18 protein-coding genes are annotated in these 13,594 nt (G+C 69.2%); 4 read left to right on the forward strand and 14 right to left on the reverse strand.

Annotated elements, in window-relative coordinates:
• Window positions 1-187, reverse strand: a 187-nt coding sequence (locus RMO12_RS00220) for a zf-HC2 domain-containing protein (RefSeq protein WP_309637768.1), incomplete at its 3' end; no start/stop codon positions are given.
• Window positions 184-801: a sigma-70 family RNA polymerase sigma factor gene (locus tag RMO12_RS00225; protein WP_309637769.1), complete on the reverse strand. Its 618-nt coding sequence runs from the start codon at window positions 799-801 to the stop codon at window positions 184-186. The genes RMO12_RS00225 and RMO12_RS00220, both read right to left, overlap by 4 nt.
• A 144-nt stretch (window positions 802-945) precedes the next feature.
• On the opposite strand from RMO12_RS00225, the gene RMO12_RS00230 reads away from it, so the two are divergent.
• The 4 genes from RMO12_RS00230 (at window position 946) to RMO12_RS00245 (ending at window position 4,020) form a co-directional block, all read left to right on the forward strand.
• Window positions 946-1,230, forward strand: coding sequence for a DUF2282 domain-containing protein (locus RMO12_RS00230; RefSeq protein WP_309624878.1), 285 nt, complete (start codon window positions 946-948; stop codon window positions 1,228-1,230).
• 301 nt (window positions 1,231-1,531) lie between these two features.
• Complete coding sequence (locus RMO12_RS00235) at window positions 1,532-2,470, forward strand: DUF692 domain-containing protein (RefSeq protein ID WP_309637770.1); 939 nt, start codon at window positions 1,532-1,534, stop codon at window positions 2,468-2,470.
• A 220-nt stretch (window positions 2,471-2,690) separates the two neighbouring features.
• Complete coding sequence (locus RMO12_RS00240; RefSeq protein WP_309637771.1) at window positions 2,691-3,509, forward strand: DNA-binding domain-containing protein; 819 nt, start codon at window positions 2,691-2,693, stop codon at window positions 3,507-3,509.
• Between the two features lie 4 nt (window positions 3,510-3,513).
• A complete protein-coding gene (locus RMO12_RS00245; RefSeq protein WP_309637772.1) occupies window positions 3,514-4,020 on the forward strand; it encodes a DoxX family protein in 507 nt (168 codons plus the stop codon).
• Here RMO12_RS00245 and tolA read toward each other — a convergent pair.
• From tolA to RMO12_RS00305, 12 genes are all read right to left on the reverse strand, one after another.
• A complete protein-coding gene (gene tolA, locus RMO12_RS00250) occupies window positions 4,001-4,876 on the reverse strand; it encodes a cell envelope integrity protein TolA (protein WP_309637773.1) in 876 nt (291 codons plus the stop codon). The two genes, RMO12_RS00245 and tolA, sit on opposite strands and share 20 nt — an antisense overlap.
• Window positions 4,877-4,883: 7 nt before the next feature.
• Window positions 4,884-5,312 carry a protein TolR gene (gene tolR, locus RMO12_RS00255; RefSeq protein ID WP_309624883.1) on the reverse strand — a complete coding sequence of 143 codons (429 nt, stop codon included), beginning with the start codon at window positions 5,310-5,312 and terminating at the stop codon, window positions 4,884-4,886.
• 11 nt (window positions 5,313-5,323) lie between these two features.
• Window positions 5,324-6,013 carry a protein TolQ gene (gene tolQ / locus RMO12_RS00260; protein WP_309624884.1) on the reverse strand — a complete coding sequence of 230 codons (690 nt, stop codon included), beginning with the start codon at window positions 6,011-6,013 and terminating at the stop codon, window positions 5,324-5,326.
• Window positions 6,010-6,414: a tol-pal system-associated acyl-CoA thioesterase gene (ybgC, locus tag RMO12_RS00265; protein ID WP_309637774.1), complete on the reverse strand. Its 405-nt coding sequence runs from the start codon at window positions 6,412-6,414 to the stop codon at window positions 6,010-6,012. The genes tolQ and ybgC overlap by 4 nt, the downstream gene beginning before the upstream one ends.
• On the reverse strand, window positions 6,411-6,992 hold the full coding sequence (locus RMO12_RS00270; protein ID WP_309637775.1) for a TssQ family T6SS-associated lipoprotein: 582 nt from the start codon (window positions 6,990-6,992) through the stop codon (window positions 6,411-6,413). The genes ybgC and RMO12_RS00270 overlap by 4 nt, the downstream gene beginning before the upstream one ends.
• Complete coding sequence (locus RMO12_RS00275; RefSeq protein ID WP_309637776.1) at window positions 6,989-8,548, reverse strand: protein kinase domain-containing protein; 1,560 nt, start codon at window positions 8,546-8,548, stop codon at window positions 6,989-6,991. The genes RMO12_RS00270 and RMO12_RS00275 overlap by 4 nt, the downstream gene beginning before the upstream one ends.
• A 101-nt stretch (window positions 8,549-8,649) precedes the next feature.
• Window positions 8,650-9,831 carry a pyridoxal phosphate-dependent aminotransferase gene (locus tag RMO12_RS00280; RefSeq protein ID WP_309637777.1) on the reverse strand — a complete coding sequence of 394 codons (1,182 nt, stop codon included), beginning with the start codon at window positions 9,829-9,831 and terminating at the stop codon, window positions 8,650-8,652.
• 83 nt (window positions 9,832-9,914) lie between these two features.
• Window positions 9,915-10,448 carry a transcription antitermination factor NusB gene (gene nusB / locus RMO12_RS00285; RefSeq protein ID WP_309637778.1) on the reverse strand — a complete coding sequence of 178 codons (534 nt, stop codon included), beginning with the start codon at window positions 10,446-10,448 and terminating at the stop codon, window positions 9,915-9,917.
• Window positions 10,445-10,927, reverse strand: coding sequence for a 6,7-dimethyl-8-ribityllumazine synthase (gene ribH, locus RMO12_RS00290; RefSeq protein ID WP_309626286.1), 483 nt, complete (start codon window positions 10,925-10,927; stop codon window positions 10,445-10,447). The genes nusB and ribH overlap by 4 nt, the downstream gene beginning before the upstream one ends.
• Window positions 10,928-10,963: 36 nt before the next feature.
• Window positions 10,964-12,058 carry a bifunctional 3,4-dihydroxy-2-butanone-4-phosphate synthase/GTP cyclohydrolase II gene (gene ribBA / locus RMO12_RS00295; RefSeq protein ID WP_309626285.1) on the reverse strand — a complete coding sequence of 365 codons (1,095 nt, stop codon included), beginning with the start codon at window positions 12,056-12,058 and terminating at the stop codon, window positions 10,964-10,966.
• 70 nt (window positions 12,059-12,128) lie between these two features.
• The gene (locus RMO12_RS00300; RefSeq protein WP_309626284.1) at window positions 12,129-12,761 is read right to left on the reverse strand and encodes a riboflavin synthase; all 633 of its coding nucleotides are present in this window, start codon (window positions 12,759-12,761) and stop codon (window positions 12,129-12,131) included.
• Window positions 12,762-12,826: 65 nt separating this feature from the next.
• The coding region (locus RMO12_RS00305; protein ID WP_309637779.1) for a RibD family protein at window positions 12,827-13,594 on the reverse strand (768 nt) is incomplete at its 5' end.

Below are 13,594 nucleotides of genomic sequence, written 5' to 3' on the forward strand. Positions count from 1 at the left end.
AGGAGCGCCAGCGGCCCATCGCCTGGTCCATCAGCCGGACCTGCCGCTCGAAGCCGGGACAGGCCTTGCAGGCAAAGAGATGCAAACGCAGCGCAATGCGATCGGCCAGCGGCAGTTGGCGGTCGAACCGCGCCGTGATCAGCCGGGCGCTTTCTTTGCAGCTGCGGCGAAGGAGCGTGATCTTCATCGGCGCTTGGCCCTGGGGGCGGTGGAGGCAGGGGGGAGTGGGGCGGTCGAAGGGCCGGCCTTGGCACCGAACCAGTTGAGCTGCAGGCACTCCCTGAGGCGCAGCCGGGCTCGGTGCAACATGACCCAAAGGTTGGTCGGCGTGATGGAAAGTTCCTTACAAATCTCGTCGGTCTCGAGCTCCATCCATTCGCGCATCAGGAACACGCGGCCCAGCTGGTTGGGCAGCTTCTCGACGCAGGCGTCGAGCACCATGATGAACTGCGTCTGCCCGACCACGGCCTGCGGGTCGCCCCACTCGGCGGGCGTGTCACGAAAGTGACCGGTGCCGTCGAACAGCAGGTCTTCCATCGCGTCGTCGCGTTCGTCATCTTCGCGCGTGAGCGAACACTCGCGCGCGTGCTTGCGCAACTGGTCGACGAGCTTGTGCTTGAGGATGCCGATGAGCCAGGTCTTGGGCTGCGCGCGGCCGGCAAAGCTCTCGGGCTTCTCGAGCGCCACCAGCAAGGTTTCGGACACTGCGTCCTCGGCCCAGGCCTCGTTGCGCAATTGCAGCAGTGCGTAGCGCATCAGCTGGGGCCGCACGGTTTGGAGTAGGAGCGCGAGGTCTGACATCGGTGTACGCCGGTTCTTTTGCTACGTTTTTCGCGAGCACGGGCTAGGCAAGGTCGGGCGTCAGTGTAAGGATGTCGCCGCCGCGCCGACATACTCGAGTCGCACCGTCAGCGGCAAGCCAACCCACCTCAAGGAGAGCACTTCATGACCCAACGTCTCATCGCCTCGTCGGCCCTCGCCTCGATCCTCGCTCTCGGCCTCATCGGCCCGGCGGCGGCCCAGGAAGCCGGCAAGGAAAAATGTTATGGCGTCGCCGAAGCCGGCAAGAACGACTGCGCCAACCTGTCCGGCACGCATTCCTGTGCGGGCCAATCGAAGGACGCGAAAGGCGCCAATGAGTGGAAGTACGTCGCCAAGGGCACCTGTGCGGACATGGGCGGCGTGAGCGCGGCCGACGCGAAGAAGAACATGGAAATGATGAAGAAGTGAGTTGAATGGCAGTGAAGTCGCACGATTTGCGGCCCACTGATCAGCGCCATGGCTCACCCTCACCGCCATCCTCTCCCAAAGACGGGAGAGGGAGCAGACCACGCTGCGGAGCATGATTTCTGCAACCCTCTCCCGAAGGCGGGAGCGGGAGCGGGAGTAGATCACGCTGCGGAGCATGATTTCGTGCGGGTGAGCGCGGCGGTGGCCTGTAGCGGCGCGCTGCGCTCCCTATCCCGCGTGCGGGAGAGGGCGGGTGTAAGGGTCGCCCGACGGCGGCGCAGCAGCGCTCGAAGGTGAAACCATGACCCAGCCGCTGTCGCCCACCGCCTCGCAGCCCGCGCCGCCTGCCCTCGCGCAGCTCGGCATCGGTCTTCGCCAACCGCACTACCGCGACTGGGCCGAGCGCCGGCCGGCGCTCGGTTTCGTCGAGGTTCATTCCGAAAATTTCTTTGCCGACGGCGGCGCCGCGCTCGCCGTACTGGACGGCGTGCGCTCAACGCATGCGGTCAGCCTGCATGGCGTGGGACTGGCGCTCGGCTCGGCGGCTGGCGTCGACGCGTGGCACCTCGAGCGCCTGGCGCGATTGGTGGAGCGCATCGAGCCGGTGCGCGTGTCCGACCATGCCTGCTTCGCGCGCGCCGCGTTGCCGGGCGGGCCCGTCGTGCATGCGGCCGACCTGCTGCCGATCGCGTTCACCGAAGCCTCGCTCGACATCCTGTGCGCCAACGTCGAGCGCGTGCAGCAGCGACTCAAGCGATCGATCCTGGTCGAAAACCTGTCCGCCTACGTGTCCTTCGATGACGCCGAGCAGATGCCCGAGCCGGAGTTCTTCACGCGGCTGGTGCAACGCAGCGGCTGCCAGCTGCTGCTCGACGTCAACAACCTCGTGGTCAACGCGATCAACCTGCAGCGCGCGCCGCGGCGCGGCGACGTGGCCGGGGCGAGCGACGACGCGGTGGGCGCCGCCTGCACTTTCATCGACGCGTTGCCACCGGCGGCCATCGGCGAGATCCACCTGGCCGGCTACTGTGACACCGGCACCCTCGTGATCGACGATCACGGCAGCCGCGTGCATGCGCCGGTGTGGCAGGTCTATCGCCATGCGCTCGCACGGCTCGGTGTGCTGCCTTCGCTGATCGAATGGGACACCGAGGTGCCGCCGCTCGACGTGCTGCTCGAAGAAGCCGCGACGGCCGCGCGTTGCCAGCATGAGGTGCTGGCAATGGAGCGCGCGGCATGAGCCCGCACGGCCGCCCGAAGCGCGAGTACCGGAGTGCGGAGCACGAAGCTACCCCGATGAGCCTGCATGGCCGCCAGGGCCGCGAAGGGGCCACGTTCGTGACCCTCGGTGAATACGGGAGTGCGCAGCACGAAGCTAGCCTGATGAGCCACCGCCGGGCCGCCCGAAGGCCGGCGAGCGCCCCCTCGGGGGGCAGGCGCGAAGCGCCGTGGGGGTCGACATGAGCGCCGCGCTCGAAACCCGGCGCCAGGACGAACTGCTCGCCGTGCTGCGCGGCGCCCAACCGTCCGCGGCTGTGCGGCTGGCCGAGCAGGGCGAGCGGCTCGGTCGCGGCCTCGCCGCCTACCGCGCCAATGCCGCGACCATCGCCGCTCGCTCGCTGGTCGCCGCTTACCCGACCCTCCACGCCCTGGTGGGCGAAGACGACTTCGCAGCGCTTGCTCGTGCGCTGTGGCGGCACTCGCCGCCGATCCGCGGCGATCTGGCGCAGTGGGGCGGTGACCTGGCCGAGTTCATCGAGGCCGAGCGCGATCTCGACCCCTGGCCCTACCTGGCCGACTGCGCCCGGCTCGACGCCTTGGTGATGCGCTGCGAGAGTGCGGCCGACGCCGTGCTGGAGCGCGACTCGCTGGCGCTGCTTGCAGAGCGCGCTCCTGATGAGCTGCGCCTCTGTCTCCTGCCCTCGGTGCAACTGCTGTCGAGCGCCTGGCCGGTGGCGAGCGTGCATGCGGCGCACCGACAGGGCGCGCAGGGCGACGATGAGCGCACCGCTCCCGCCGCCGTCGCCTTCGCCGCCGCACGCAGGGCGCTCGATGCGGGTCGCGGCGAAGCGGTGCTAGTGGCCCGCAGCGGCTGGCGCGCCGTGGTCCACGTGGTCGATCCTTGCGACTTCGCCTGGATGCAGTCCCTGCAGCGTGGCGACCCCCTGGCCGACGCGCTCGCTGCGGCCGGCGACGCCTTCGATTTCAATGCGTGGCTGATGCGCTCGCTCCAGCAAGCCTGGCTGTGGCGAGCCGAAGCCATCGATCGCGAGGCATGACCCCATGACTTCCACCTGGCTTCAATCTCCGCTGGCCCTGTGCCGCCGCGTCACCCGCGCGCTCGAGGCGTTGCAACCGGCCGCGCTGCTGGCGGCGCGCATTTATGTCGGCAGCGCCTTCTTCAAGTCGGGCCTGACCAAGCTCGCCGACTGGGAGACCACGCTGGCGCTGTTCCAGGACGAATACAAGGTGCCACTGTTGCCACCACACTGGGCCGCCGTCATGGGCACCGGCGGGGAGCTGGTGTTGCCGGTGTTGCTGGTGCTTGGCCTGTTCGGCCGCTTCGGCGCGTTCGGCCTGTCGGTGGTCAACGTGATGGCGGTGCTGAGCCTCGAGGAGATCGCCCCGGCGGCGCTTCAGCAGCATGTGTTCTGGGGCAGCCTGCTGGCCGCCGTCGTGCTGTGGGGGCCGGGCAAGTGGTCGCTCGACGCGTGGTGGTGGCCGCGTTTGGCCGGTACCGGTGAAGCCGAAAAACTCAAGGCACCGAGCGTCAAAGGTCGCGTGGCCTGAAGTCGATCTCGAAGGACGCGGGCACGCGCCCGTCGGTGTCGCGCGGCAGCACTTCGGTCTTGTCGATGGCGCGCAGTACCGCGTCGTCCCACGCCTTCACGCCGCTGCCCTTGACGAGCCGGCGGCCAATGATGGTGCCGTCGGGTGCCAGCCGCACTTCCACGGTCGCCAGCGGGTTGCCCGGCACCTCGTCGGTGAACACCACGTTGGGCTTGATGCGCGCCTTGATGCGCCCGGCGTAGCTGGCCGACGGACCGGCGCTTTGCGCCGCCGCGCCGGTGCTGCCCGGCGCGCCGGTCGCGCCGGCCTCGCCCTGGATGCGCTTCAAGTTCTCGGCGCGCTGCGCCTCGATGCGCGCGGAGCGCTCGGTATCGAGCCTCTTCTGCTTTTCGGCCTCGCGCTTGTCGGCTTCGCGTTGAAGGGCTTCGGTCTTGGCCAGCTCCTGCTTGCGTTCGGCGGCCTTGCGCTCCTGCTCCTGCTGCGCCCGCGCCTTGCGTTCGTCGTCCAGGCGCTGCTTGTCGAGCAGCTTTTCCTTCTCTTCGCGTTTCTCGCGCGCGATGTCGGCGTCGCGGCTGGGCGGTGGCGGCGTCTCCACGCGCGGTGCCGGCTTGGGCGGCTCGGGCGGCGGCACCGGCATGGGTTTGGGCGGATCGGGCTCGACGGCGCGCGGCGCGGCCACCTGCGGCACCGCCGCCCACAACTCGGCCTCCCCGCCGACCGGCTCCGAGCTGCGCCAACTCACGTTCAGGCTGAGCCCGACCAGCAGCACCGCATGCACCACCAGTGCCAGGGCCACGCCGCGTGAAATGCGGTCACGGCGGCGCGGGCGCAGGTCGTCGAGCGTGGCGGCGTTCATAGCGCGCTCAAGTGCCCGTGGTCTTGACCGCCAGGCCGACACGCTGCACGCCGGCCCTTTGCAGCACGTCCATCACCTTCACCACCTGCTCGTACTTCACGTTGCGGTCGGCCGCGATGATGACCGGCGCGTTGGTGCTGCCGCCCTGCAGTGCATTCACGCGCGACGCCAGTTCCTTGAGCGACGAGCGTGCCACCTCCTTGCCATTCACGCGCAGCTTGAGGCTTTCGTCGTTGGCGACCACCACCTCGATCACCTTGTCGGGCTGGCGCTTGGCCTGGCCCACCGAGGGCAGGTCGACCACACCGGTGGTGATGAGCGGGGCCGACACCATGAAGATGATCAGCAGCACCAGCATCACGTCGATGAACGGCACCATGTTGATCTCGTTGATGGTGCGTCGGCGTGAGCCGTGCCGGGCGCTGACGGAGGCCATGTCCTTGCCCCTCAGGCGGCCGGCGTGTTGCCGATATTGCGCTGCAGGATGTTCGAGAACTCCTCGATGAAGGTCTCGAGCGTGATGGCGATGCGGTCGATGTCGCGCGCGAAACGGTTGTAGGCGAGCACCGCCGGGATCGCCGCAAAGAGCCCGATCGCGGTGGCCACCAGCGCCTCGGCGATGCCCGGCGCCACGGTGGCCAAGGTCACCTGCTGCAGGTTCGCCAGGCCCGTAAAGGCATGCATGATTCCCCACACCGTGCCGAACAGGCCGACATAGGGCGACACCGAGCCGACCGACGCAAGGAAAGACAGGTGCGACTCCACCGTGTCGAGTTCTCGATGAAAGCTCGCGCGCATGGCGCGGCGTGCGCCGTCGAGCAGGGCGCCGGAATCGCTCACCCGGCGCTCGCGCAGCTTCATGAACTCGCGCATGCCGGAGGCGAAGATGCGTGTCATGGGGCCGGCGCTGTCGGCCTTCTTGGTGGCGTCGGCGTACAGGTCCTGCAGGTTCTGGCCCGACCAGAACTCGCGCTCGAAGCCTTCGTTGAGCGTGCGCACGCGCTTCAAGCCAAACAGCTTGCCGAAGATCACGCTCCAGCTGGCCAGCGACACGGCGAGCAAGGCGACGACCACGAGCTGCACGACGAGGCTGGCGTGCAACACCAGCTGGATGATGGAAAGGTCTTGTGTGTTCATGCGAGCCGTTCGAGGATCGTTTTCGGAATGCGCCGCGGCCGGAAGGTTCCCGCGTCGACGCAGCCGATGCGAATCGTCCCCTTTGCAAGCACCTGCCCGGCGCGCCGGCATTGTTGCGCCACGACCAGGCTGGCCTGGCCCAGCTGCTGCAATTCGACACTCACGTCGAGCAGGTCGTCCAGGCGTGCGGGCAACAGGTAGCGCGTGGTAGTTTCGCTCACGATGAAGATCGCGCCTTCTTCGTGCCGCAGCCGCTCTTGCCCGACGCCGAGCGTGCGCAGCCATTCGGTGCGCGCACGCTCGAAAAATTTGAGGTGATTGGCGTAGAACACCACGCCGCCAGCGTCGGTATCTTCCCAGTAGACGCGCAGCGCAAAACTAAAGAGGGGCAAGGCAGTCAACGCGCGCCCAGCGTGCGCCGGTACACCGGGCCCCACAGTGGATGGCCCGCCTCGGCCTTGCTCAGCGCAAAGCGCGGGTCGGCGACTTGGGCGGCGCGAAATTCCGCCTCGCAGGGTTTGAGGCGCTTGCTCGTGCAGTACAGGAAGGCCAGCGTCTTGTGCGCGGCCGCGCGGTCCTTCGGCGCGGCCAGGCCGGCCGTCAAGGCGGTGCCCAGCTTTTGCTCGGCGACTTGATACTGGCCATCGTCATAGGCGCGCAGGCCGGCAAGCAGCGCCTGTTCGCCCGGCCGCGACGACAGCTCGACCACGCTCTGCGGCGCCGTGGTCGGCTCGGGCGCTGCGGGCAGCGGGGCTGGCGGTGATGCAGGGGCGGCCGGTGGCGCCTCGACCGGCTGGGGTGCGTGTGGCTGCTGCGCGCAGCCTGCCATGAGCAGCAGCGCGGCAAGGGCGAGGCAGCCTGAAGCGAAAGCCGTGCTCGAGGACGAAACCTTGGCGCTGCGAGCCGTCGCTGCGAGCGCCAATTCGCCCAGGGCCGGGGGAGCGGCCCCTTCGTGGTCGTGGCGGCGCTGCGGGCTCATGGCCCGAAGCGGTGTTTGAGCACCACGCTGTCGTCGGCCTCGACCACGATGCTGAAGGTGCGCGGCGCGTGGCCGCTGTTGCGCAAGGTCACCGCATGCGAGCCGGCTGGCAGCCTGAGCTGGTGCAGCGGTGGCGCGGTGCCGTAGGACTTGCCATCGACCTCGATCTCGGCCCAGGGGCTCACGGCCAGTTGCAGCATGCCGATCGCGGGCCCGGCGGCTGCACGCTCGGCAACCCGGGTCGGGATTGCGGTGGCGCTCGCGGTGGCGGCTTCGCCGTTCGAGGCGACTGGGGTGGCGCTGCTGGGGGCGTTGGCTGCGGCGTGGTCGTTCGCGGTGGGCGCGGCGAGCGGGGTGAGCGAAGCGGGCGCCGCCACGCCGGCGCTCGTCGAAGCCGTCGTCGGCGGGGCGGGTTGGACGGCCAGCGCCGCTGGCGGCGACGGGCGCCGCAGGCCTTGCCAGGCGCCCAGGGCGATGAGTGCCGCGCCGAACAGCACCGCGCCGGTCAACGCCGACGGGCGCCAGCGCGCCGGGTTCGCGGCGCCGGGCAGCGGGGCATCGTCCTCGCCCGATTGCAAAGCTTCGGGGTGATCTTGCAGCCATTGCTGCAGGTCGCGCGACAAGGCGCGCGCCGAACGAGGACGGTCTTCGGGCCGCTTGGCCATCGCCCGCGACGCGATCTCCGCCAGCGAGGCCGGCACCTGCGCCGAGACCAGATCGGCGCCCGGCGGTTGGTGCTCGAGCACGGCGGTGGTGATGGCCTCGAGCGAGCTACCGTCGAAAGCGCGCACCCCGGTGAGCAGTTCGTAGAGCACCGCGCCCAGCGAGAACACGTCGGTGCGGCGGTCGGTCGACTCGGAGCGCACTTGCTCGGGTGCCATGTAGTGCGGCGAGCCGCCCGCGGCGCCACCGCTGTCGCGTGAGTGCGCAACGCTGGCGATGCCGAAGTCCAGCACCTTGGGCTGCGTGCGCCCGACCATGAAGATGTTGGCCGGCTTGATGTCGCGGTGGACCACGCCCTTGCTGTGCGCATAGGCCAGCGCATCGGCGACGCGCCGTACGATCAGCGCTGCCTGCCCGGGCGTGGGCCGCCAGCCGTCGCCGATCAGCTGGCGCAGATCCTTGCCCTTGAGCAACTCCATCGTGATGTAGGCGCCCTGCGGGCTCAGGCCCGCGTCGAACACCGTCACGATGTGCGGATGGCTCAAATGAGCCGCGGCCCGCGCCTCATGCAGGAACATCGCATTGAAGGGCTCGCGCGCGTCGGTTTCGAGCGGCGTGCGCGCGCCGTTGGGCATCAGGTTGAGCGTCTTGATCGCCACGCGGCGCGACAGCAGCGGGTCGTCGGCGGCGTAGACGGTGCCCAGGCCGCCGTCACCGATGCGGTACTTGAGCGTGTAGCGGCCGATCTGGCCGACGGTGGGCAGCGCGTCAGTGCTCTCCTCGGGCGGCAATTCGCCCAGGTCGGACATCATCACCGTGTCTTCGATCTCGGCGTCGTCGACGGCCTGTTGCAGCGAGCCAATGGGCGGGGGCAGGGAGGGAGCGGCTTTCACGGCTGCGAGCTTAGACGAAGGCAAGCGACGCCTAAGCGCAGCCCTTCACGCACGCCGCGTGCGCGTGGTAACCGGCTGTCACGAACGAGGCCGATCGAGCGTCATGCGAGCACGCGTCGCAGGCGGTGCAGCGCCTCCTCGAGTTGCGACAGGCTGTTGGCATACGACAGACGCAGCATGGTCTCGGTGCCGTTGCGGCCGAAATCGCGGCCCGGCGTGAGCGCGACGTGGGCACGGTCCATCAGCTCGAAAACCAGGTCCCAGCTGCTCGAGCCGAACCGCGAGCTGTCTGCCCAGGCATAGAACGCGCCGTCGGGCATGACCGGCACGTCCAGGCCGAGCGCTCGCAAGCCCGGCACGACCAGGTCGCGACGGGCCTTGAAAGCGGCGCGGCGACGCTCGTATTCGGCGATTGATGCCGGCGCGAAGCAAGCGAGCGCCGCGTGCTGCGCCACGCTCGAAGCGCAGATAAAAAGGTTCTGCGCGAGCTTCTCGACCGCGGGCACCAGCGCCGGCGGCAGCACCAGCCAGCCCAGGCGCCAGCCGGTCATGCTGAAGTACTTGGAGAAGCTGTTGATCGAGATCACGTCCTCGCCGTGCGCAAGCGCGCTGTGGCCGTAGGCGGCTTCATGGCTCAGGCCGAGGTAGATCTCGTCGACCAGCGTGACGCCGCCGCGCGTGCGCACGGCCTCTGCGATGCGCCGCATCTCGTCGGCGGCGATCGAGGTGCCGGTCGGATTGGAAGGCGACGCGAGCAGCACGCCGCGCGTTTGCGAACGCCACGCCTGCTCCACGGCCCGGGCGCTGAGTTGGTAGCGCTCTGCCGGCCCGCACGGCAGCAACACCGCGCGCGCGTCGACGGCGGCCACGAAGTGGCGGTTGCAGGGGTAGCTCGGGTCGGGCATCAACACCTCGTCGCCGGCCTCGAACAAGGCCAGACAGGCGAGCTGCAGCGCTGCCGAAGCGCCCGCCGTGATGACGATGCGCCCGGGCGCGATGTCCAGGCCGAAACGCTCGGCATACCAGCCGCTCAACGCCTCGCGCAGCGCCTCGAGGCCGGTGGCCGGCGTGTACTGCGTGCGCCCTTCGGCCAGGCAGCGTTCGGCGGCCTCGCGCACCAGCGGCGGCGCGGTGAAATCGGGCTCGCCGATGTTGAGAAAGATCATCGGCTCGCCGCCCTGCAGCGGGTCGCAGGCCCGGCTGGCGGCGATGCGCGCCGCCGCCTTGGCGCACTCCATCACGTAGAAGGGCTCGATGTGATCGAGGCGCCGAGCGAGCTTCATGCGAGCGAGTCCGTAGGCACGAGCTTCATGCGAGCGAGTCCCTGGGCACGAGCTTCATGCGTGCGAGCCGGCAGCCCAACGCCTCAGCCGCGCGCGTCGCGCCGCGCCTGCACCTCGACGGGCCGCAACTCCGAGGCCGCCTTGTCGAGCACGCCGTTGACGTATTTGTGGCCGTCGGTGCCGCCAAAGCTCTTGGCCAGCTCGACCGCCTCGTTGATGGCCACGCGGTAGGGAATGTCGACGCAGTGCTTGAGCTCGTAGGTGCCGATCAGCAACACGCCGTGCTCGATGGGCGAGAGTTCGCTCGTCTTGCGGTCCACGTGCCGGGCGAGCACCGCGTCGAGGTCGGCGGCCTCGACCACGCAGCCGTGGAGCAAGGCATCGAAGTGCGCGGCGTCGGCTTTCTTGAAGTCGTCTTGCTCGCGCATGTGGGCTTCGATGACGCTGGCCTCGCTGCCCGAAAGCAGCCACTCGTACAGCCCCTGCAGCGCGAACTCGCGCGAGCGACGCCGCGAAGACTTCTGCGCCGGGCGCTTGTTGGTGGCGGACTTGTCGGCCGGTTTGGTGCCGGGCCGCGAGGCCGGCTTGGCGGATGCGCTCGGATCGGGATCGGTCAAGACAGTTCTTCCAGCAAATTGGCCATCTCGATGGCCACGCGCGCCGCGTCGCGTCCCTTCGCGTCGGCCCGCGCCCAGGCCTGGGCTTCGTTTTCGACGGTGAGGATGGCGTTGGCGATCGGGGTTTCGTGGTCGAGCGAAACGCGCGTGATACCCGCGCCGCTTTCGTTGCTGATCAGCTCGAAGTGGTAGGTCTCGCCGCGGATGATGCAGCCCAGCGCAATGAGTGCGTCGAAGTCGCGCCGACGCGCCAGCGCCTGCAGCGCGATCGGAATCTCCAGCGCGCCGGGCACCGAGACGTGGTCGATGTGCTTGACTGACACGCCCAGCTGCTCGAGTTCGGCCAGGCAGGCTTGGGCGAGCCGGTCGGTGACGGCGGCATTGAAGCGCGCCTGCACAATGCCGATGCGCAGGTTTTGGCCTTCCAGTTCGGCCACGGTGTTGCCGAAAATGGTGGTGCCCGTGTCAGCGGCTTGCATCAAGGCCTCGCAAGAAAAAAGTGTCGGAACGCTGCGTCATTCGGCGCTAACGAAGCTGCTCACCTCGAGCCCGTAGCCGGCCATGCTCGGCATGCGGCGCGGGCTGCCCAGCAGCTTCATGCGGTGCACGCCGAGTTCGCGCAGGATCTGCGCGCCCACGCCATAGGTGCGAAGGTCCATCTGCCCGCGCGGGGCGGGCGGCGCCGCCGGGTCCTGCGTGAGCTGGCGCAGCAGGCTCTCGCCGGTCTCGCCGCAGTTGAGCAGCACCATCACGCCGCGCTCGGCGGTGCGCAGCGCCGCCAGCGCCTTGGGCAGCGGCCACGAATGTTCGCAACGGCCGGCGTCGAGCAGGTCCATCACCGACAGCGGCTCGTGCACGCGCACCAGCACGTCGTCGTCGGCGCTCCACCGACCGATGGTCAGCGCCAGATGCAGGCCGCCGGAGCGGTCGCGAAAGGCGTGGCAGTCGAACGGGCCTTGCGGCGTGACCAGCGTGCGGTCGGCCACGCGCGTGATGAGCGATTCATTGCGGCTGCGGTATTCAATGAGCGCGGCAATGCTGCCGATCACCAGGCCGTGTTCGCGCCCAAACACCTCGAGGTCGGGCAGCCGCGCCATGGTGCCGTCGTCCTTCATGATTTCGCAGATGACGGCCGCGGGCGTGAGGCCGGCCATCAGCGCGAGGTCACAGCCGGCCTCGGTGTGGCCGGCGCGCATGAGCACACCGCCGTCTTGCGCTTGCAGCGGAAAGACATGGCCGGGCTGCACCAGGTCGCTCGCCTCGGCTTCGCGTGCCACCGCTGCTTGCACGGTGCGCGCGCGGTCGGCGGCCGAGATGCCGGTGGTCACGCCGCTGGCGGCTTCGATCGAGACGGTGAACGCCGTGCCGTGCTGGGTGCCGTTGCGCACGGTCATGGGCGGCAGTCGCAGTCGCTCGCAGCGCTCGCGCGTGAGCGTCAGGCAGATGAGTCCGCGCCCATGCTTGGCCATGAAGTTGATGGCCTGAGCGCTCACGTGGTCAGCGGCGAGCACGAGATCGCCCTCGTTTTCGCGGTCTTCTTCGTCCACGAGGATCACCATGCGGCCGGCCGCCAGCTCGGCAATCAGCGTGGGAACGGGTGACAAAGGCATGGCGCGATTGTAGGTGGCGCTCCTGCACGCGAAGCGGCGCGCGAGGCAGGCAAGCTGAGTAGGCCCGGCCCTAGCCGCCCGGTATCGCGCCGCTCGCCAGCGCGCGCTCCACATAGCGCGCGATCAGGTCGATTTCCAGATTGACGCGCGCACCGGCCGAGAGCGCGCCGAGCGTGGTGTTCTGCAAGGTGTGCGGAATGATGTTGACGCTGAACTCGGTCGTGTCGGCGCCGTCGGCAACGCGGTTGATCGTGAGGCTCACGCCGCTGATCGCGACCGAGCCCTTGTAGGCCAGCATACGGCCCAACGCCAGTGGGGCGGCCACACGCAATTCCCACGATTCACCCACCGCCGCGAAATGGGTGACGACGCCGATCCCGTCGACATGGCCGGCGACCAGGTGGCCGCCGAGGCGGTCGCTCGCACGCAAGGCTTTCTCGAGATTGACGGGGCCGGGCGCATCGAGGCCGGTGGTCTTGTCAAGACTCTCAGCCGACACGTCGACGTTGAACCAGCCGGCGCCTGCCTCGAGACGCGTGGCCGTCATGCAGGCGCCGTTCAGCGCGATGCTGTCGCCGGGCTGTACGTCGTCCAAATAGCCGGCGGGCGCCGCGATCGTCAGGCGCTTGCCGTGGGCGGCGTCGGCGCCGAGGTTCGCCAGGGCGGTGATGTGGCCGAGGCCGCTGATGATGCCGGTGAACATGGCGGCATTGTCTCAGCGCCCGAGGGCATGGCTGACCCGCACGGTCTGTACCGCGCTGCCCGTGCTCAGAAGTCGGCGCGGCCCGGCGGGCGGGCGATGACGCGCAGGTCGTCGCCGACCCGCTCCACGCTCTGATAAGCCAGTGACACGCCGCCGGCCAGGTCGGTCAGCGGCCCGAAGTGCGCCATCTCACGACCCAGCCCCAGCAATGTAGGCGCCAGGTACAGCAGGAACTCGTCGACCAGACCGGCCTTCACGAACGAGCCATTGAGCTTGTGGCCGGCCTCGACATGCAACTCGTTGACTTCGCGCCGCGCCAGATCGTCGAGCATGGCGGCGAGATCCACCTTGCCGCCAACGCCCGGGCAGGGCACGACCGTGACGCCGAGCGCGGCGAGCTGCTGCGCCTTGTCGGCCGCCGCGCCGGCCGGGGCCGCCGCGGTGTAGACGAGCACCTCGCCCGGCGGCTGCAGGATGCGCGCGGCCAAAGAGATCTCGAGCCGCGAGTCGACCACCACGCGCTTGGGCTGCACCCCGGTCGCAACCAGTCGCACATCGAGCCGTGGATCGTCACCCTGCACGGTGCCGATGCCGGTGAGCACCGCACCGGCGCGCTTGCGAAAGGCATGCCCGTCCAAGCGCGCCGCCTCGCCGGTGATCCACTGGCTGGCCCCGTTCTCCAGTGCCGTACGGCCGTCGAGCGACGCCGCGATCTTCATCCGCAGCCACGGGCGCTTGCGGATCATGCGCGAGAAGAAACCGATGTTGAGTTCACGCGAGGCGATGGCAGCGGGGTCGTCGGGAGCGAGTACGGTGACCTCGATGCCCGCGGC

It is taken from the genome of Methylibium sp. (genome assembly GCF_031393925.1).
In the GTDB taxonomy this organism is placed as follows: domain Bacteria; phylum Pseudomonadota; class Gammaproteobacteria; order Burkholderiales; family Burkholderiaceae_C; genus Methylibium.

Excerpts from the sequence above, each read along its gene's own strand:
- tolA (WP_309637773.1), bottom strand. The coding sequence starts at position 4,876 with ATGAACGCCGCCACGCTCGACGACCTGCGCCCGCGCCGCCGTGACCGC.
- RMO12_RS00240 (WP_309637771.1), top strand. The coding sequence starts at position 2,691 with ATGAGCGCCGCGCTCGAAACCCGGCGCCAGGACGAACTGCTCGCCGTG.
- tolQ (WP_309624884.1), bottom strand. The coding sequence starts at position 6,013 with ATGAACACACAAGACCTTTCCATCATCCAGCTGGTGTTGCACGCCAGC.
- tolR (WP_309624883.1), bottom strand. The coding sequence starts at position 5,312 with ATGGCCTCCGTCAGCGCCCGGCACGGCTCACGCCGACGCACCATCAAC.
- ribBA (WP_309626285.1), bottom strand. The coding sequence starts at position 12,058 with ATGCCTTTGTCACCCGTTCCCACGCTGATTGCCGAGCTGGCGGCCGGC.
- RMO12_RS00230 (WP_309624878.1), top strand. The coding sequence starts at position 946 with ATGACCCAACGTCTCATCGCCTCGTCGGCCCTCGCCTCGATCCTCGCT.
- RMO12_RS00280 (WP_309637777.1), bottom strand. The coding sequence starts at position 9,831 with ATGAAGCTCGCTCGGCGCCTCGATCACATCGAGCCCTTCTACGTGATG.
- RMO12_RS00225 (WP_309637769.1), bottom strand. The coding sequence starts at position 801 with ATGTCAGACCTCGCGCTCCTACTCCAAACCGTGCGGCCCCAGCTGATG.
- RMO12_RS00270 (WP_309637775.1), bottom strand. The coding sequence starts at position 6,992 with ATGAGCCCGCAGCGCCGCCACGACCACGAAGGGGCCGCTCCCCCGGCC.
- ribH (WP_309626286.1), bottom strand. The coding sequence starts at position 10,927 with ATGCAAGCCGCTGACACGGGCACCACCATTTTCGGCAACACCGTGGCC.
- RMO12_RS00300 (WP_309626284.1), bottom strand. The coding sequence starts at position 12,761 with ATGTTCACCGGCATCATCAGCGGCCTCGGCCACATCACCGCCCTGGCG.
- RMO12_RS00235 (WP_309637770.1), top strand. The coding sequence starts at position 1,532 with ATGACCCAGCCGCTGTCGCCCACCGCCTCGCAGCCCGCGCCGCCTGCC.
- RMO12_RS00245 (WP_309637772.1), top strand. The coding sequence starts at position 3,514 with ATGACTTCCACCTGGCTTCAATCTCCGCTGGCCCTGTGCCGCCGCGTC.